15 protein-coding genes and 1 tRNA gene are annotated in these 14331 nt (G+C 70.3%); 3 read left to right on the forward strand and 13 right to left on the reverse strand.

Annotated features, from left to right (window positions below; all coding sequences use genetic code 11):
- The 4 genes from QNA08_RS10535 to tesB form a co-directional block, all read right to left on the reverse strand.
- Positions 1-1316 (reverse strand): DNA translocase FtsK 4TM domain-containing protein (locus tag QNA08_RS10535; RefSeq protein ID WP_283740673.1); only part of this gene is annotated, 1316 nt, incomplete at its 3' end.
- A 220-nt stretch (positions 1317-1536) separates the two neighbouring features.
- Positions 1537-3015 carry an ammonium transporter gene (locus QNA08_RS10540; RefSeq protein ID WP_283740674.1) on the reverse strand — a complete coding sequence of 493 codons (1479 nt, stop codon included), beginning with the start codon at positions 3013-3015 and terminating at the stop codon, positions 1537-1539.
- 34 nt (positions 3016-3049) lie between these two features.
- A complete protein-coding gene (locus tag QNA08_RS10545; RefSeq protein ID WP_283740675.1) occupies positions 3050-3388 on the reverse strand; it encodes a P-II family nitrogen regulator in 339 nt (112 codons plus the stop codon).
- 332 nt (positions 3389-3720) lie between these two features.
- On the reverse strand, positions 3721-4587 hold the full coding sequence (tesB, locus tag QNA08_RS10550; protein WP_283740676.1) for an acyl-CoA thioesterase II: 867 nt from the start codon (positions 4585-4587) through the stop codon (positions 3721-3723).
- A 157-nt stretch (positions 4588-4744) separates the two neighbouring features.
- Here tesB and QNA08_RS10555 point away from each other — a divergent pair, with 157 nt between their 5' ends.
- Together QNA08_RS10555 and QNA08_RS10560 are read left to right on the forward strand one after the other, a co-directional pair.
- Positions 4745-5992, forward strand: coding sequence for a ubiquinone biosynthesis hydroxylase (locus QNA08_RS10555; RefSeq protein ID WP_283740677.1), 1248 nt, complete (start codon positions 4745-4747; stop codon positions 5990-5992).
- Between the two features lie 21 nt (positions 5993-6013).
- The gene (locus QNA08_RS10560; RefSeq protein WP_283740678.1) at positions 6014-6985 is read left to right on the forward strand and encodes a small ribosomal subunit Rsm22 family protein; all 972 of its coding nucleotides are present in this window, start codon (positions 6014-6016) and stop codon (positions 6983-6985) included.
- A gap of 18 nt (positions 6986-7003) precedes the next feature.
- Here the strand turns inward: QNA08_RS10560 and QNA08_RS10565 are convergent, their stop codons facing one another.
- From QNA08_RS10565 to QNA08_RS10585, 5 genes are all read right to left on the reverse strand, one after another.
- Positions 7004-7270, reverse strand: a complete 267-nt coding sequence (locus tag QNA08_RS10565; RefSeq protein ID WP_283740679.1) for a hypothetical protein — start codon at positions 7268-7270, stop codon at positions 7004-7006.
- Between the two features lie 150 nt (positions 7271-7420).
- Complete coding sequence (locus tag QNA08_RS10570) at positions 7421-7624, reverse strand: Trm112 family protein (protein ID WP_283740680.1); 204 nt, start codon at positions 7622-7624, stop codon at positions 7421-7423.
- A gap of 17 nt (positions 7625-7641) precedes the next feature.
- On the reverse strand, positions 7642-8313 hold the full coding sequence (locus tag QNA08_RS10575; protein ID WP_283740937.1) for an LON peptidase substrate-binding domain-containing protein: 672 nt from the start codon (positions 8311-8313) through the stop codon (positions 7642-7644).
- 42 nt (positions 8314-8355) lie between these two features.
- On the reverse strand, positions 8356-9282 hold the full coding sequence (gene trxA, locus QNA08_RS10580; RefSeq protein ID WP_283740681.1) for a thioredoxin: 927 nt from the start codon (positions 9280-9282) through the stop codon (positions 8356-8358).
- Between the two features lie 61 nt (positions 9283-9343).
- Positions 9344-9898, reverse strand: coding sequence for a prolyl-tRNA synthetase associated domain-containing protein (locus QNA08_RS10585; protein ID WP_283740682.1), 555 nt, complete (start codon positions 9896-9898; stop codon positions 9344-9346).
- A gap of 255 nt (positions 9899-10153) precedes the next feature.
- Between QNA08_RS10585 and QNA08_RS10590 the strand changes: the two genes are divergently transcribed.
- Positions 10154-10228, forward strand: a tRNA-Gly gene (locus QNA08_RS10590).
- Positions 10229-10412: 184 nt separating this feature from the next.
- Here the strand turns inward: QNA08_RS10590 and QNA08_RS10595 are convergent.
- The 4 genes from QNA08_RS10595 to QNA08_RS10605 all read right to left on the reverse strand — a co-directional run bounded on the left by QNA08_RS10595 (position 10413) and on the right by QNA08_RS10605 (position 14225).
- The gene (locus tag QNA08_RS10595) at positions 10413-10934 is read right to left on the reverse strand and encodes a cytochrome c biogenesis CcdA family protein (RefSeq protein ID WP_422679899.1); all 522 of its coding nucleotides are present in this window, start codon (positions 10932-10934) and stop codon (positions 10413-10415) included.
- A 133-nt stretch (positions 10935-11067) separates the two neighbouring features.
- Positions 11068-11406 carry a thioredoxin domain-containing protein gene (locus tag QNA08_RS19050; protein ID WP_422679900.1) on the reverse strand — a complete coding sequence of 113 codons (339 nt, stop codon included), beginning with the start codon at positions 11404-11406 and terminating at the stop codon, positions 11068-11070.
- Positions 11407-11513: 107 nt separating this feature from the next.
- The gene (locus QNA08_RS10600; RefSeq protein ID WP_283740683.1) at positions 11514-12422 is read right to left on the reverse strand and encodes a WD40/YVTN/BNR-like repeat-containing protein; all 909 of its coding nucleotides are present in this window, start codon (positions 12420-12422) and stop codon (positions 11514-11516) included.
- Between the two features lie 366 nt (positions 12423-12788).
- The gene (locus tag QNA08_RS10605; protein ID WP_283740684.1) at positions 12789-14225 is read right to left on the reverse strand and encodes a multicopper oxidase family protein; all 1437 of its coding nucleotides are present in this window, start codon (positions 14223-14225) and stop codon (positions 12789-12791) included.
- Positions 14226-14331: the final 106 nt, after the last annotated feature.

Below are 14331 nucleotides of genomic sequence, written 5' to 3' on the forward strand. Positions count from 1 at the left end.
GGCGCCGGCTCCAGCTCGTACAAGGTCACCACCGGGCCCGGACGCACGTTGATGATCTCCCCACGAACCCCGAAGTCCTCGAGCGTGCTCTCGAGCATGGCGGCGTTCTGCTCGAGCGCCTCGGGAGAGACGGCGGCGGCAGGCGACTTCTTCGGTTCGGCGAGCAGCGTCAGCGGCGGCAGCTGATAGCCTTCCCCGTCGAGGAGCGAGGGCTGCTGCTCGCGGGCGAGGCGCTTGCCCGGCCGCGGCGCGGCCGCGGGCGGCATCACACGGCTCGAGACGAAATCCGCCTCAGCCGAGGGCGCCGCCAACCCCACGCGGCCGGAGCGCGCCGCGCGCGACGCAGGGCCGCGTTGCGGGGGCAGCGGCACCGAGCGCGGCCGCACGGGCATCTCGGGCCCGTCATCGTCCTCGTCGTAGGGCGCATGGGGCGCATCGTCGGCCGGCATCGGGGCAGCACCGTCGAAGACCGGGTCGCGCCGGCCGCGTGCCACTGGACGCGGGAGGCCGGCGAAGGGATCGTCGGCATAGCGGTGAGCGTCGAAGCCACGTCCGGCTGCGGCCGCCAGGGGCTGCGCCGCGCGGCCGGCGAGCCGGCGGGCGAGCGCTGCCTTGACGGTCATGAGGCCGTGCACGAGCGCCCCGAGCGAGATGATTCCCCAGCCCGGCTCGTCCCGGCCGTCCTCCTCCTCGTCGAAGGGATCGCGCCCGGCGCGGGCACCATCGGCCGCCTCGTCGCCATCCTCCACGAGGCCGTAGCCACAGGCGGCCGTGAGGGTGAGGATCGCGACGCCCGCATAGACGAAGCCGACGATCGCAGCGCCCGGACCGCTGCCGAGGCTGAGAACGCCCCGCGCCCCGAAGAGCAGCGCATCGCCGACGACGCCGCCGAGGCCGGTCGGCAATGGCCAGCGCGCCGTCGGCGGCATGGCGCTCGCGACCGCCGCCGCCGCCGCCGTGCCGGCGATCCAGAGCCCGAGGCGCAGGGGGAGTCGCGGCAGGGCGCGGCGCGAGATCAGGCGCATGCCCCAGACCGCCAGGGGCGCCACGAGGGCAATGGAGCCGAGACCGAGGATCTGCATGCCGATGTCGGCCACCACCGCTCCCGACATGCCGAGCCAGTTGACCACCGGCCCGTCCTTGGCGTGGGTGAAGCTCGGGTCGTCCACCGACCAGCTCGCGAGCGCCACCGCCGCCGCTGCCGCGAGCGCGATCAGCCCGAGGCCGACAAACTCGGCCGCCCGCCGCGCCAGAAAGCGGCGCAGGGCATCGGAGAGGTCGTCGGCAGGGGACGATGTCCGGCGGGTGGTGCGCATGGGCGGCGTCGCGGCGGCTGGCGTTGGAGGGCGTCGGGTGGTCCACGGACGGATGGATTCCCTCCGAGCATAGCGATCGCGAAGTTAAGACACGATTAACCTTGTCGGCGCCGGCGGGCCCGGGATCGCGCACCGGCCTGGGAGTCAAAGAAGCCCCGGCCAAGGCCGGGGCTTCCCGCGATTTGTCGGCGCCGGGCTTCGCGCCACGGCGTGTCGTCGCTCAGTAGTTGTAGGCCCGCTCGCCGTGCTCGGCGATGTCGAGGCCCTCACGCTCCTCCTCCTGCGTGACGCGCAGGCCGACAAGCAGATCGACCACCTTGTAGAGAATTGCAGAGCCGATGCCCGACCACGCCAGCGTCAGCAGCACGGCCTTGAGCTGGGCCATGACCTGCGTGCCGAACTCGTAGGTGCCGGCCGCGAGCTCGCCGGGCTTCGACACATAGTCGGCGATGCCGACGCCACCGAGGGCCGGACTGACGAGAATGCCCGTGGCGATGGCGCCGAGGATGCCACCGACGCAGTGCACGCCGAACACGTCGAGCGAGTCGTCGTAGCCGAAGGCGTTCTTCACCGTGGAACAGAAGAAGAAGCAGACGGCGCCGGCGGCGAGGCCCAGCACGATCGAACCCATCGGGCCGGCGAAGCCGGAAGCCGGCGTGATGGCGACGAGGCCGGCGACGGCCCCCGAGGCCATGCCGAGGAGCGACGGCTTGCCCTTCACCGCCCACTCGACGAAGAGCCAGGAGAGCGCCGCCGCCGCGGTGGCGACGAAGGTGTTGACGAAGGCGAGCGCCGTGGTGCCGTTGGCCTCGAGGTTGGAGCCGGCGTTGAAGCCGAACCAGCCGACCCACAGCAGCGACGCGCCGATCATCGTCGAGGTGAGCGAGTGCGGGGCAAGCAGGTCCTTGCCGTAGCCGATGCGCTTGCCGACCATCAGGCAGCCGACGAAGCCGGCGATGCCCGCGTTGATGTGCACCACCGTGCCGCCGGCGAAGTCGAGCGCGCCCCACTTGAAGATGAGGCCGGCGTCGCCCTGCACCTCGGCAAGCTTGGCTTCCGCCGCGGTCTTGGCCGCCGCGTCCGCGGCGGAGGCGACCGCCTTGGCGGCCTCGGCGATGGCGTCGGGGCCGGCCCAGTACCAGACCATGTGCGCGATCGGGAAATAGACGAGCGTCAGCCACAGGGCCACGAAGAGCAGGATCGCCGAGAACTTCATGCGCTCGGCGAAGCCGCCCACGATGAGCGCCGGCGTGATGCAGGCGAAGGTCGCCTGGAACGCCATGTAGATATATTCGGGGATGACGACGCCGTTGGAGAAGGTCGCCGCAACAGAATTGGCATCGACGCCGCGCAGGAAGGCCTTGGAGAAGCCGCCGACGAAGTCGTTGAGGCCGCCGCCGTTGGTGAAGGCGAGCGAATAGCCGTAGAACACCCACAGGATCGCCGCCAGAGACACGATGGCGAAGACCTGGGTGAGGATGGAGAGCATGTTCTTGGTGCGCACAAGGCCGCCGTAGAACATGGCGAGGCCGGGCACCGACATCATCAGCACGAGCAGCGTCGCGACCGTCATCCAGGCGGTGTCGCCCTTGTTGGGCACTGGTGCTGCGGCCGCACCCTGCGCCAGGGCGGCGGAGGCGAGGAGGGCGGCGAGGCCGAGCCCCATGCCCCCCGCCCCGAGGAAACGCTTGAGCGTCATGGACAAACTCCCTGTATCGTCGATTCGGGCGGGATCAGAGGGCGTCGAGATCGGTCTCGCCGGTACGGATCCGCACGGCCTTCTCGATGGATGAGACGAAGATCTTGCCGTCGCCGATCTGGCCCGTGCGGGCGGCAGCGATGATCGCCTCCACCACCCTGTCGGCGAGGTCGCTCGGCACGGCCACCTCGATCTTGAGCTTCGGCAGGAAGCTCACCGCATATTCGGCGCCGCGATAGATCTCCGTGTGACCCTTCTGGCGGCCGTAGCCCTTCACCTCGGTCACTGTCAGGCCGTGCACCCCGATGGCGGTGAGCGCGTCGCGCACCTCCTCGAGCTTGAACGGCTTGATGATGGCCATCACGATTTTCATGACTCGGTTCCCCGTTCGCGCCGCCGTCGGAACGGCCGGCCGGCCCAGTTGCCGGGACGTGGGGAATCAAGCAGCGTGCCAGATGGGAAGCCGCCGCCGCGAAGGGCCGTTTCCGCGCCGGCGGCAGCCAGCTGGCACGATGAGGAGCGCAGGGGCAAGGATTTGCGGCGCCTTGCAGCCGCAGGGCCCCCTGCACGGGCGCGCAGCACGATGTCGCGAGCGATGCGAGCGGGCGAAAAACCACGCACTCCGCCTGCGCCTGCAGCAGGGCAGTGGGCACGAACGGCTAAAAATTAGGCAGAATGGTCGCGGAACAGGCGAGCTGCGCGGTTTCAGGCGAGGTCAGGGCGCTCGCGGATGAGGCCTTCCTGCGCCACCGAGGCGACGAGCCGGCCGGCGCGGTCGTAGATGAGGCCGCGGGCGAAGCCCCGCGCCCCGCCGGCTGACGGCGTATCCTGCGTGTAGAGCAGCCAGTCGTCGGCGCGGAAAGGGCGATGGAACCACAGGGCGTGGTCGAGGCTCGCGGCCTGGATCGAGCGCTCGAACACCGTGCGCCCGTGCGGCACCAGCGACGTGTCGAGCAGCGTCATGTCCGAGGCATAGGCAAGGACGCACTGGTGGATCGCCGGATCGTCCGGCAGCCTGCCCGTCGTGCGGATCCAGACGTTGAAGGACGGCGCCATGCCGTCGCGCGACAGGTAGCGCTTGAATTCGACGGGCTTCAGCTCGATCGGCCGCTCGCGTTCGTAGTAGGCGCGCACGGGATCGGGCATCAGCGGCAGGACGCGCGTCTTGATCTCCTCGTCACTCGGCAGCGCCTCCGGCGGCGGCATGTCGGGCATCTCCATCTGGTGGTCGAAGCCCGCTTCCTGGACGTGGAACGAGGCCGACATCGAGAAGATCGCCTGCCCGTGCTGGATGGCGACGACGCGCCGCGTCGTGAAGCTCTTGCCGTCGCGGATGCGGTCGACCTCATAGATGATCGGCACCTTGGGGTCGCCGGGCAGCAGGAAATAGGCGTGCAGCGAATGCGGCCGCCGCCCGTCCACGGTGCGGGTCGCCGCCACGAGCGCCTGGCCGATCACCTGCCCGCCGAACACGCGCTGCCACCCGACCTGGGGGCTGCGACCGCGAAAGAGGTTGTGCTCCAGGGGCTCGAGATCGAGTATCGCAAGAAGATTGTCGATGGCGCTCGTCATGGGGTGGCCTTCGCGGGCGGCATGGCGGAGTAACCGGCGGCGGGCGTGACGAAGCAGCCGGCCGGCGTCCCGCATGAGGCCCGCGGTGTTGCACCGCGTCAAGCGCCCTGGCAAACCCGTCCCGGCAGATCGCCCGGGTGAGCGAGGAGAACCGGCCATGGCGCGCACCGCACGGTCGAAGGGGCATGAGGTCGTGATCGCAGGCGGCGGCATCGCCGGCCTGAGCCTGGCACTTGCCCTCAAGCACGGCGCGGGCGACGCGCTTGCCGTCACGGTCTGCGACCCCGGAATCGGACGCGATCCCGGCGTGGATCCGCGCGCCTCCGCCATTGCGGCCGGAGCGCGAAGGATGCTCGAGGTGCTCGGAGTGTGGCGGCAGGCCGAGGCCGGCGCCGAGCCGATGCTCGACATGATCGTCACCGACAGCCGCCTCAAGGACCCGGTGCGGCCCGTCTTCCTCACCTTCGACGGCGAGGTGGAACCGGGCGAACCCTTCGCCCACATGGTCGAGAACGCCGCCCTGATCGGCGCCCTTCGCGACGCCTGCGGCACCGCTGGTGTGACGCTCGCGCCGTCCGCCGTCGCGCGATTCGCCCGCACGACCGACGGGATGGCTGTGGCGCTCGAGACCGGCGGCACGTGCGATGCGGCGCTCCTCGTCGCCGCTGATGGCGCGCGCTCGCGCATCCGCCGCATGGCCGGCATCCAGTGGATCGGCCGCTCCTACGGGCAGTCCGGCCTCGTGGCCACGATCCGCCACGAGCGGCCGCACGAGGGCCGCGCCGTCGAACATTTCCTGCCCGCCGGCCCCTTCGCCATCCTGCCGCTGAAGGACAAGGACGGCGCCCACCGCTCCTCCATCGTGTGGACGGAGCGCGAGCGCGACGTGCCCGCCCTCCTCGGCCTCGCCGCGGAGGATCTCCTCGCCGAGGTCGAGCGGCGCTTCGGCCTCGAACTCGGCGGCATCGCCCTCGAAGGCCGTGTCCAGGCCTTCCCCCTCGGCATCGGCATTGCCCGCCGCTTCGTCGGCGACCACCTGGCACTCGTCGGCGATGCCGCCCATGTCATCCACCCGATCGCCGGCCAAGGGCTCAACATCGGCTTGCGCGACGTGGCTGCGCTCGCCGAGGCGGTGACGGAGGCCGTGCGCCTGGGCCTTCCTCCCGGCGACGAGGAGGCGCTCGCCCGTTACGAGCGGGCCCGGCGCTTCGACACGGTGACCATGGGCGTGATGACCGACGGCCTCAACCGCCTGTTCTCGAACGACCTGCTGCCCTTGCGACTGGTGCGCGATCTCGGGCTCGGGCTGGTCGACCGCATGCCCGACCTGAAGCGCTTCTTCATCCGCGAGGCCGCCGGGATGGTGGGCGCCGTGCCGCGGCTGATGCGCGGCGAAGCGCTCTGACCCTCTCCGGACGCGACGCGCATGGAGCTCCCGGTTGCGCTGCGCCAGGCCGTCGACCGCGCCCTCGACGGCGTGCCCGTCGCGGAGCTCGCCCGGGCGGCCGAGCGCCTGTCGCGCCGCTATCGCGCCGAGCTGCGCGACGGGCGCTTCCACATCGACGACGACCTCGCGGCGCGCGCCTATCTCGCCACGCGCCTGCCCGCGACCTTCGCGGCGATCCGCGCGAGCCTCGATGCAGTGGCGGCGGCACGGCCCGACTTCGCGCCGCACAGCCTGCTCGATGTCGGCTCCGGCCCCGGCTCGGCCCTGTGGGCTACCGCCGCCTGCTGGCCCGGAATCGATGACGCCCTCCTCGTCGAGGGGAGCCCCGCGATCCGCGCCTGGGGCGAGAAGCTCGCGGCGGCGGCCACGCCGTCGCGCATCGCCTGGCAGGAGGCCGACATCGCCGCCGACCTGCCGGAGCTTGCGCCGCGCGACCTCGTGACCCTCGCCTATGTGCTCGACGAACTGGCGCCGGAGGCCCGGGGACGCCTCGTCGACGCTCTGTGGTCGCGTACGGCCGGCGTCTTCGTCATCGTCGAGCCGGGCACGCCCGCGGGCTCGGCCCGCATGCTGGCCCTGCGGGACAGGCTGATCGCAGCGGGCGCTCATCTCATAGCCCCCTGCCCGCACGCCGCCGCCTGTCCCCTGCCGGAGCAGGACTGGTGCCATTTCTCGCGCCGCGTCGCGCGCTCGCGCCTGCATCGCCTGGCGAAGGCCGCGGAGGTGCCGTGGGAAGACGAGAAATTCGCCTATGTCGCCGTCTCGCGACGGCCGCCGTCGGCGCCGCCTTCACAGGCGCGCATCCTCGCCCCGCCGCGCTCGGGCAGCGGCCGCATCGACCTGAAACTGTGCACGCAGGACGGCCGCATCGAGGAGCGACGCCTCACCCGGCGGGAGGGAGAGGTCTTCAGGACGGCACGCCGCCTGGGCTGGGGTGATGCCCTGGCGTGAGGCAGGCTGCGGCCTCGGTCACGCCCCGATCTCCCGGCGCACGAAAGCGTCGATCGCATCGACCAAGCCGACGGCGAGCGGCCGCCGCGGATCGTGGTAAGCAGCGAGATTGCCGCTCCGGTCCTCGCCGACATCCTTGAGAACGTGGTTCATCGACGGCAGCACCTCGATCTGCCGGCGCGGCAGGCCGCCGAAGAAAGCGCTCGTCTCCGCGGCACCGGTCTGCAGGTCGCGTCCCCGGGCCGGGACGAGGAGCGCCGCCTCGGCCGCCGGATCGATCGGCATCGGCGAACGCCGGTGCGCCTGTATGCTCAGCCGGAACAGGGGAGCGAGGTCCGCGTCGACATCCTCGACGGTTTCGCCCGGACGCAGCCGCTGCAGAATGGACTCGGCCCTTGCCCGCAGGGCCGCCAGGGCCGCGGCGAACTGGGTCCGCTATTCGAGGGGGCGCGCCTCCTCGGGGAGCATGATCGGGATGCCGTCGCGGATCGGATAGGCGAGCTTGGCCTGCCGGCTGATCAGCTCCTGCCGCGCCGCGTCATATTCCAGCGTGCCCTTGGTCAGCGGGCAGACGAGGAGCTCGAGGAGCTTGGGATCGATGCGCCCGGCTTCGTGCTGCACCGTCGTCTCGTCGCTCATGATGTCCTCGCTTCTGCTCATTGCAGCGTGGTTTCGGGCCCGCCCGTCTCGCGCGCGAGCTCCAATTGCGTGATGGCGATGAGCACCTCGGCGCGCGACTTCAGGTCGGGTGCCTCGAGCAGCGCCTGTTTCTCCCTGGCGCCGAAGGGACTCATCATCGACAGGGCGTTGACCAGCGCCTCGTTCGGCGCTTCGTCGATGCCCTGCCAGTCGATGCGCAGGTCGTTCGCCTTGGCGAAATCGCGCAGGGCGCGGATGACGCCCTCGCGATCGACGGCCTCCTCTCCCGCGCGGGCCGTGAAGTCGGTGGCGAAGGGGCGGTAGTCGACGCGGGCCTGCCGGTAGGGCGTCAGGACGGACAGTTCCTCCGCCACGCGAAAGCGCGCGATGCCCGAAAGCGTGATGAGGTAGCGGCCGTCACCGGTCTCGGCGAGCTGCGTGATGCGCCCGGCGCAGCCGACGCTGTAGAGCTTCGGCACCGACGCGGACCCCGGAACATCGGCGTCGGGCTGGATCATGCCGATGACGCGCCGGCCGGCGAGCGCGTCGTCCACCATGGCGAGATAGCGGGGCTCGAAAACGTTGAGCGGCATCTGCCCTCGCGGCAGGAGCAGGGCTCCCGACAGGGGAAAGAGCGGAATGACGGCCGGGCAGTCCGACGGAGCGCGATAAACCGGGTTCATCACCATCGCCGTCACCCTTTCCTTCCGTGCGCGTTCGGCGCCCGCGGCTCAGGCGAAGAGGAGCGACGAGAGCCGCCGACGGCCGGCAATCGTCAGCTCGTCCATCGGCCCCCAGGCGTCGAACAGCTGGACGAGCTGCTTGCGCGCGCCGTCGTCGTTCCACGTCCGATCGCGCCGCACGATCTCGAGGAGGTGCTCGAGCGCCGCCTCGCGCTTGCCGCGCGCGTTGAGCGCGAGGGCAAGATCGTAGCGGGCCTGATGATCGCGCGGGTCGGCCGCGACCTTGCGCTCGAGCTCTGCTGCGTCACCGAGCGAGGCGGCCTGTTCGGCGAGCTCGACGGCGGCGCGTGCCGCCGCGATCGCGGGATCATTCGCCTTGTCCGCCGGGGCCATGGCGAGAAAGCGCTTGGCGCCGTCCAGATCGTCGAGCTCCACGTGCAGCTTCGCGAGCGCCCCGATCGCCCGCGTGTTGCCGGGCTCCTGTGTCAGCACGGAGGCGTAGAGCTCGGCCGCACCGCCGGCGTCGCCTGCCGCCGCCGAAGCATCCGCCGCGGCGAGGATTTCCTCGACGGCGCCAGGGCCGAGCGGGCCGACGAGACGTTCGATGAAGCCCTTGATCTGCCCTTCCGGCAGCGCACCCATGAAACCGTCCACCGGCTGACCGCGCTGGAAGGCGATGACGGCCGGGATCGACTGGATGCCGAGCTGGCCGGGGATCTGCGGATGCTCGTCGATGTTCAGCTTGACGAGCTTGACCTTGCCGCGCGCCTGCCTGACCACCTTCTCGATGACGGGTGTGAGCTGCTTGCACGGCCCGCACCACGGCGCCCAGAAGTCGACGAGCACCGGCTGCTTCATCGATTCGGCGATGACATCCTGGCGGAAGCCTTGCGTCGTCGTGTCCCTCACCAGCGCGGCGGACGGGTCGGTCGCGCCCTCGCCGGGCGTTCCTGGTGCGGCCATGTCGTTCAGCATCGTGTCCTCTGTCGGCAGTTCGGTCGCCCCGGGAGCCGGGGCGACGGGCCGTCTGTGGCCCTCAAGATGGGGTCGCTCCGGCGCTGTGGCAATCGCGTTCCGCATCGGCGCGCCCGGCTGGCCGTGCAACGGGCAGGATCAGCGGCTCATGTCCGGTGGCGCGGAGGAAGGCGATCAGGTCCTCCCGAGCGATGCCGCTCGTCATGGTGTTGACGAGCGGATGATAGTTCAGCTGCTCGCAGGCCAGCATGTCGGTGTCGAGCACGACGGTCACCACGCCGGCCTCATCGTTGATCGCCGCGAAGGGCGTCACCGAGCCGGGCTCGACGCCGAGCGTCGCACGCAGGAGCTCGGCGCTGCCGAAGGAGAGGCGCCCCGAGGCGCCGATCGCGTCATGCAGGCGCTTGAGATCGACAACCGCATCCTCCAGCAGGACCACGAGGAAGATGCGTCCCTTCTTGTCCTTGAGGAACAGGTTCTTGGTGTGGCCGCCCGGTATGTCGCCGCGCAGCTTCTGCGAATCGGCGACGGTGAAGAGCGGCGCGTGCTCGACCGTGCGCACGGAGATGCCGAGGCCGGCGAGAAAGGCAAAGAGGTCGGGCGGTGTGGCAGCCATGACCGGCTTCTACCATTCTCCGGCGACGGGGAAACCGGTGCCGGCGCAGAAAATGCGCTTCCCCCGGCCGGCGCGAGAGCCGGTTGCAAATTGGTCTTGCGCTGCGCCAGCGACGAAATTCGCAAGGCGCCCCAAGGCCTTGCCGCGCCGATCGCGCATTGTTGCATTTTCCTTGCTCGACCCCTCTTGCATTGTGAGCGCCTTTGCGGCAATAAGCGCCCCACGACGGCGCTGCGGCGCTGCTCTTTCTCGGATGCGGGTGTAGCTCAGGGGTAGAGCACAACCTTGCCAAGGTTGGGGTCGAGGGTTCGAATCCCTTCGCCCGCTCCAAAATCTCTTAATAATTAGAGAGACATACGAAAGCCCACCGCTTTGGTGGGCTTTTCGTTTTCGGGGCGTTTAGCCATCATTTAGTCCTTGTGGGCAGAAGGTAGCCACAGCTTGACAGCGGCGATGGTGACGAAGCCGAGATAGGACGCCTTGCTCTTGTCGTAGCGCGTGGCGACGCGCTCGCTCAGCCGATGGTCGCCAGCACGGGAAAAGTCTCGAGCAGCCACAGGGCGAAACCCGCCAGCCGCCCGGTGATCATGGCGAAGCCCATCGCGATCATGACGCCACCCGCGACCCAGTGGAGCCCCCCGAGGCGGCGGACCGCCTCGAGTTTGGCGGCGAGGCCGTGCGTGAAGGCAGCCGCCACGACGAAGGGCCCCAGCCCTGCCGAGTCGACGGCAAGCAGCGCCATGCCATCGGTGAGCGTGACGGAGCTGGCGCTGACCGTCAGGATCGCACCCGGGATCGGGCCGATGCAGGAGGTCCAGCCGAAGGCAAAGGCGAGCCCCAGCACATAGGCCGAGCCCGGCCGCCCCCCGGGGATCGTGGTCTGGAAGCGATGGTCGCGCATGAGCCGTGCCGGCCGCGCCAGGCCCGTGAGGAAGAAGCCGGACAGGATGATGATGGCGCCCCCGACGACATTGAGCTCGTAGCGGTAGGCATTCAGCAGCCCGCCCAGCAGGATCGCGCCCGCGCCGAGCAGCACAAAGCGAGCAGCACAAAGACCGTCGAGAAGCCGGGCACAAGGCACAGGCTCAGCCCGATGGCCTGCAGGGGAAGCCCGCCGCGGGCCGCCCGGCCGCCCGGCCGCCCGCGGCACTGCCCGCGACATGAGAGACCTAGCTGGGAACAAGCGGCAGGACACAGGGCGAGAGGAACGAGACGATCCCCGCCGCAAAGGCGGTCATCAGGCCGATGTTCGAGATTTGCAGCATAGGCTCCCGTCCTGCCAGAATATCACTGCCGCTGCCGTGCCCGTTCGATGAGATGTTGCAGCGTGCCCGGACCGGTAGCGCCGCGCAGGAGCTGATCCCCGGCGACGGAACTCGGCGGTCCTGTGATCCTGGGAGCCCGGGCAGGGCGCGGTTCCGGTCGATCGCCGCCCGGGTGGCGGGGTCCTTGATGTCCGCCTCAAGGCGGTCGACATCGAGCCCGATTGCGGCCGGCGCCGCGAGCACCCCGGCCTCGTCGGTGACGCCCTCCCGCCAGAGCCCGTGCCACGGGTTCGGGGTGACGCGGGACCGGTGCCGTCCGCCGCCCCCTCGATCTGCGGCGGGCCTGCCGCTCAGCCGCCGTCACCGCCGAGCGCAGCCCAGGTCGCCCCGCCGTCCCGGCTCGACACGATCGTCGTCGTGCGCTTTTCGGCGTCGACCATGGCGGCATAGAGCGTGCGCTCGCCCCGCGGCTCGACGGCGATGTGCAGCAGGTAGCGGTTGCCGACATTGCCGCCAACCGTCTGCCAGTTCAGATCGGGCTCCGCCGCCCGCACCAGGCCGACCCCGACGATGAAGGCGTAGACGGTGCCACCCTGCGTCACGTGCACGGCGGTCACGGGCTGCCGCACCGGATGAGCCGCGTTCCAGCTCCTGCCGCCGTCGGCACTGGCGAGGAGCCCTCCCTGCGTCGCCGCGTAGAGGCGCTCCGCGGATCTGCTGGACGTTGCAAGGCTGATCAGGCCGTCCGGCGCAGGGCCCACCCGCTGCCAGCCGCGGCCGCCGTCGGTGCTCTTCTGCAGGTCGCCGTAAACGCCGTAGATCACCTTCGGGTCGGCCTTGCTCACATCCATCTGGTGGAAATCGACCGGCCCTCCGAAGCCGTCACCGAGCTTCACCCAGGACTTGCCGCCGTCGGACGAGGCGATGAAGCCGAGATTGCCGCCGCGCGCCGGATGGCCGCTGGCATAGAGCATTGCCGGATCGCTCGGATGCGGCGTGAAGCCCATGAAGTCGTCGCGCGTCACGGAGATCTGGGTTGCCCGTCCGTCGGAGGCGGCGAGGTAGAGACCGTGATGCGTTGCGAGATAGACGCGGGTGGAATCGCTTGGATCGACCGAGATGCCGTGGAGATGCGTCTCCCTGGCGAGAGCGGCCACCGTCGTCTCGGCAGCCGCCGCCGGGAAACTGGCGAGAAGCCCGCCGATGATCGCCGTGGCAGTCGTGCCGAGGGCGGCACGGATGATGGTCCTGGATCTCATGGATGCTTTCCTTCCTTCAAGACCTGGTGTCCCCAGAGGTTGCAGGATCGGTTGCGGGATCGGCCGCACCACACTGCTGGCCGCCGTCCGCCATGTCCGCCGGCCCTTCCGGCCGCTCCTCAGTCCGCCATCCCGTCCCGCGACCGCGGCGCGGCGCGCCACTGCCCGTTGGGCACCGCGCCGCCTGCGAAACCCCGCATCGCCTGGGCTTGACCCGTCATCACGGCATGCATCTGCTCCTTCAGGCCCGTCGTCGCGCCGCTGCCCGGCGTCTGCGACAGGACGTGGAGCAGTGCCGCAGCAGCGAGGGTGGCCGCGGCGGCAGCCCAGGTGGTCTTGCATCATCGTCGTCATGCCGCCCCCCGGTCAGGCCACCCGGATCACACCCGACATGCCACCCGCCTGGTGCTCGAGGACGTGGCAGTGGATCATCCAGTCGCCGGGGTTGTCGGCGACGAAGGCGACTTCGGCGCGTTCGCGCGGGGCCATCAGGAGGGTGTCCAGCCATTCGCGACGGCGCGTCGGCCGGCCATCGCGGCTGATCACCCGGAAGTTGTGCCCATGCAAATGGATCGGGTGATGCCAGGCGGTATCATTGGCAAGCGCCAGCACGCAGGAGCGGCCACGCCCGATCGTGAACAACGCTTTGCTGCTGTGCTCGCCGGCCGCGACGCCGTTGAGGGTCCACCCCAGGCCGCGCCGCATCATGGCGGCCATCGACAGGCGCTCGCCGTCCACGATCGCTCCCGACATCGAGCCCATCATGCCGCCGCTGAAAGCCACTTCATGACGCTCCGCGGCGGCGAGATCGGGCTCGGCGAGCGGATTGTCCCGCAGACGCATCGGCGCGTCCAAGGGACGATCGCGCAGCGGCGGCTCGCTCCCGTAGACGAGATCGAGAAGCCGGTATTCGAGGCCCTCATAGAAGGTGTCGAGCACGCGGAAGCGCGCGCCCGGTTTCGCCGTGGCGTCGAGAATGAGGTCGATCCGCTGCGCCGGGCCGAGGACGACGCGGTTGCCGTCCGGCGCGTGCGGATCGACGGGCTGGCCGTCGAGCGCGATGATCTGCGGATCGTGCCCTTCGAAGACAAGCCCGAAGATGCGCGCGTTCGCCGCGTTGACCAGACGCAGCCTCAGGCGCTCGCCCGCCCGCAGGGCGAAGCTCTCCCGAATGCGGCCGTTGACGGTCACCGTATTGCCGAGGCGGCCCGCATGCATCACGTCGTGCAGGTTGCCGAAGTCGTCGCTGATCGAGGCGTCCCGATTGAGCCGCCAGTCGCCCAACATCCAGACGACGTCGCGGTCCACCGCGACGGGGTCCCGCTCCTCGACGATGAGCGGGCCGGAGAGGCCGCGCCCTACCTGTTCCGAACTCTGGTGGTGCGGGTGGTACCAGAAGGTCCCCGCATCGAGCAGGTCGAACTCGTAGGTGAAGGTCGTGCCGGGTTCGATCGCCTTCTGGGTCAGATAGGGCACGCCGTCCATGGCGTTCGGCACGCGCACGCCGTGCCAATGGATGGTGGTCGGCTGCGGCAGCCTGTTCTCCACCGTGACCTTGAGCCGCTCGCCCTGGCGCAGGCGGACTTCCGGGCCCGGGACCGAGCCGTCGTAGCTCCAGACGTCCGTATCGGGATGGCCCCGCCCCACCAGGGGAAGCCGCGCCGGGGCCGCGACGAGGCGGCGTTCGACGGTGCCGGCCGAAGCGGCGCGAGCCCGCCGCGGCATGGCCGCCGCGAGCATCAGGCCGGCGCCTGCGATCATGACCGACCGCCGGCTCGGCGCCGAACCAAGGGATGTAACCATGAATCCGTCGTCCTCTGTTGGGGGAAGCGCCGCCGCACGGCAGGCGCTGCCGCCTTTCGATGCGCAAGCGGGGGCGACAAGCCACCCGCATGCGACGGGAGACGCA

This window comes from Chelatococcus albus, from assembly GCF_030067675.1.
In the GTDB taxonomy this organism is placed as follows: Bacteria; Pseudomonadota; Alphaproteobacteria; order Rhizobiales; family Beijerinckiaceae; genus Chelatococcus_A; species Chelatococcus_A albus.

Bases quoted from the DNA above. Each gene is read 5' to 3' on its own strand.
- QNA08_RS10570 (WP_283740680.1), bottom strand. From the start codon at position 7,624: ATGAGCGACGAGACGACGGTGCAGCACGAAGCCGGGCGCATCGATCCC.
- QNA08_RS10545 (WP_283740675.1), bottom strand. From the start codon at position 3,388: ATGAAAATCGTGATGGCCATCATCAAGCCGTTCAAGCTCGAGGAGGTG.
- QNA08_RS10565 (WP_283740679.1), bottom strand. From the start codon at position 7,270: ATGCCGATCGATCCGGCGGCCGAGGCGGCGCTCCTCGTCCCGGCCCGG.
- trxA (WP_283740681.1), bottom strand. From the start codon at position 9,282: ATGCTGAACGACATGGCCGCACCAGGAACGCCCGGCGAGGGCGCGACC.
- QNA08_RS10555 (WP_283740677.1), top strand. From the start codon at position 4,745: ATGGCGCGCACCGCACGGTCGAAGGGGCATGAGGTCGTGATCGCAGGC.
- QNA08_RS10600 (WP_283740683.1), bottom strand. From the start codon at position 12,422: ATGAGATCCAGGACCATCATCCGTGCCGCCCTCGGCACGACTGCCACG.
- QNA08_RS10585 (WP_283740682.1), bottom strand. From the start codon at position 9,898: ATGGCTGCCACACCGCCCGACCTCTTTGCCTTTCTCGCCGGCCTCGGC.
- QNA08_RS10605 (WP_283740684.1), bottom strand. From the start codon at position 14,225: ATGGTTACATCCCTTGGTTCGGCGCCGAGCCGGCGGTCGGTCATGATC.
- QNA08_RS10540 (WP_283740674.1), bottom strand. From the start codon at position 3,015: ATGACGCTCAAGCGTTTCCTCGGGGCGGGGGGCATGGGGCTCGGCCTC.
- tesB (WP_283740676.1), bottom strand. From the start codon at position 4,587: ATGACGAGCGCCATCGACAATCTTCTTGCGATACTCGATCTCGAGCCC.
- QNA08_RS10575 (WP_283740937.1), bottom strand. From the start codon at position 8,313: ATGGTGATGAACCCGGTTTATCGCGCTCCGTCGGACTGCCCGGCCGTC.
- QNA08_RS10560 (WP_283740678.1), top strand. From the start codon at position 6,014: ATGGAGCTCCCGGTTGCGCTGCGCCAGGCCGTCGACCGCGCCCTCGAC.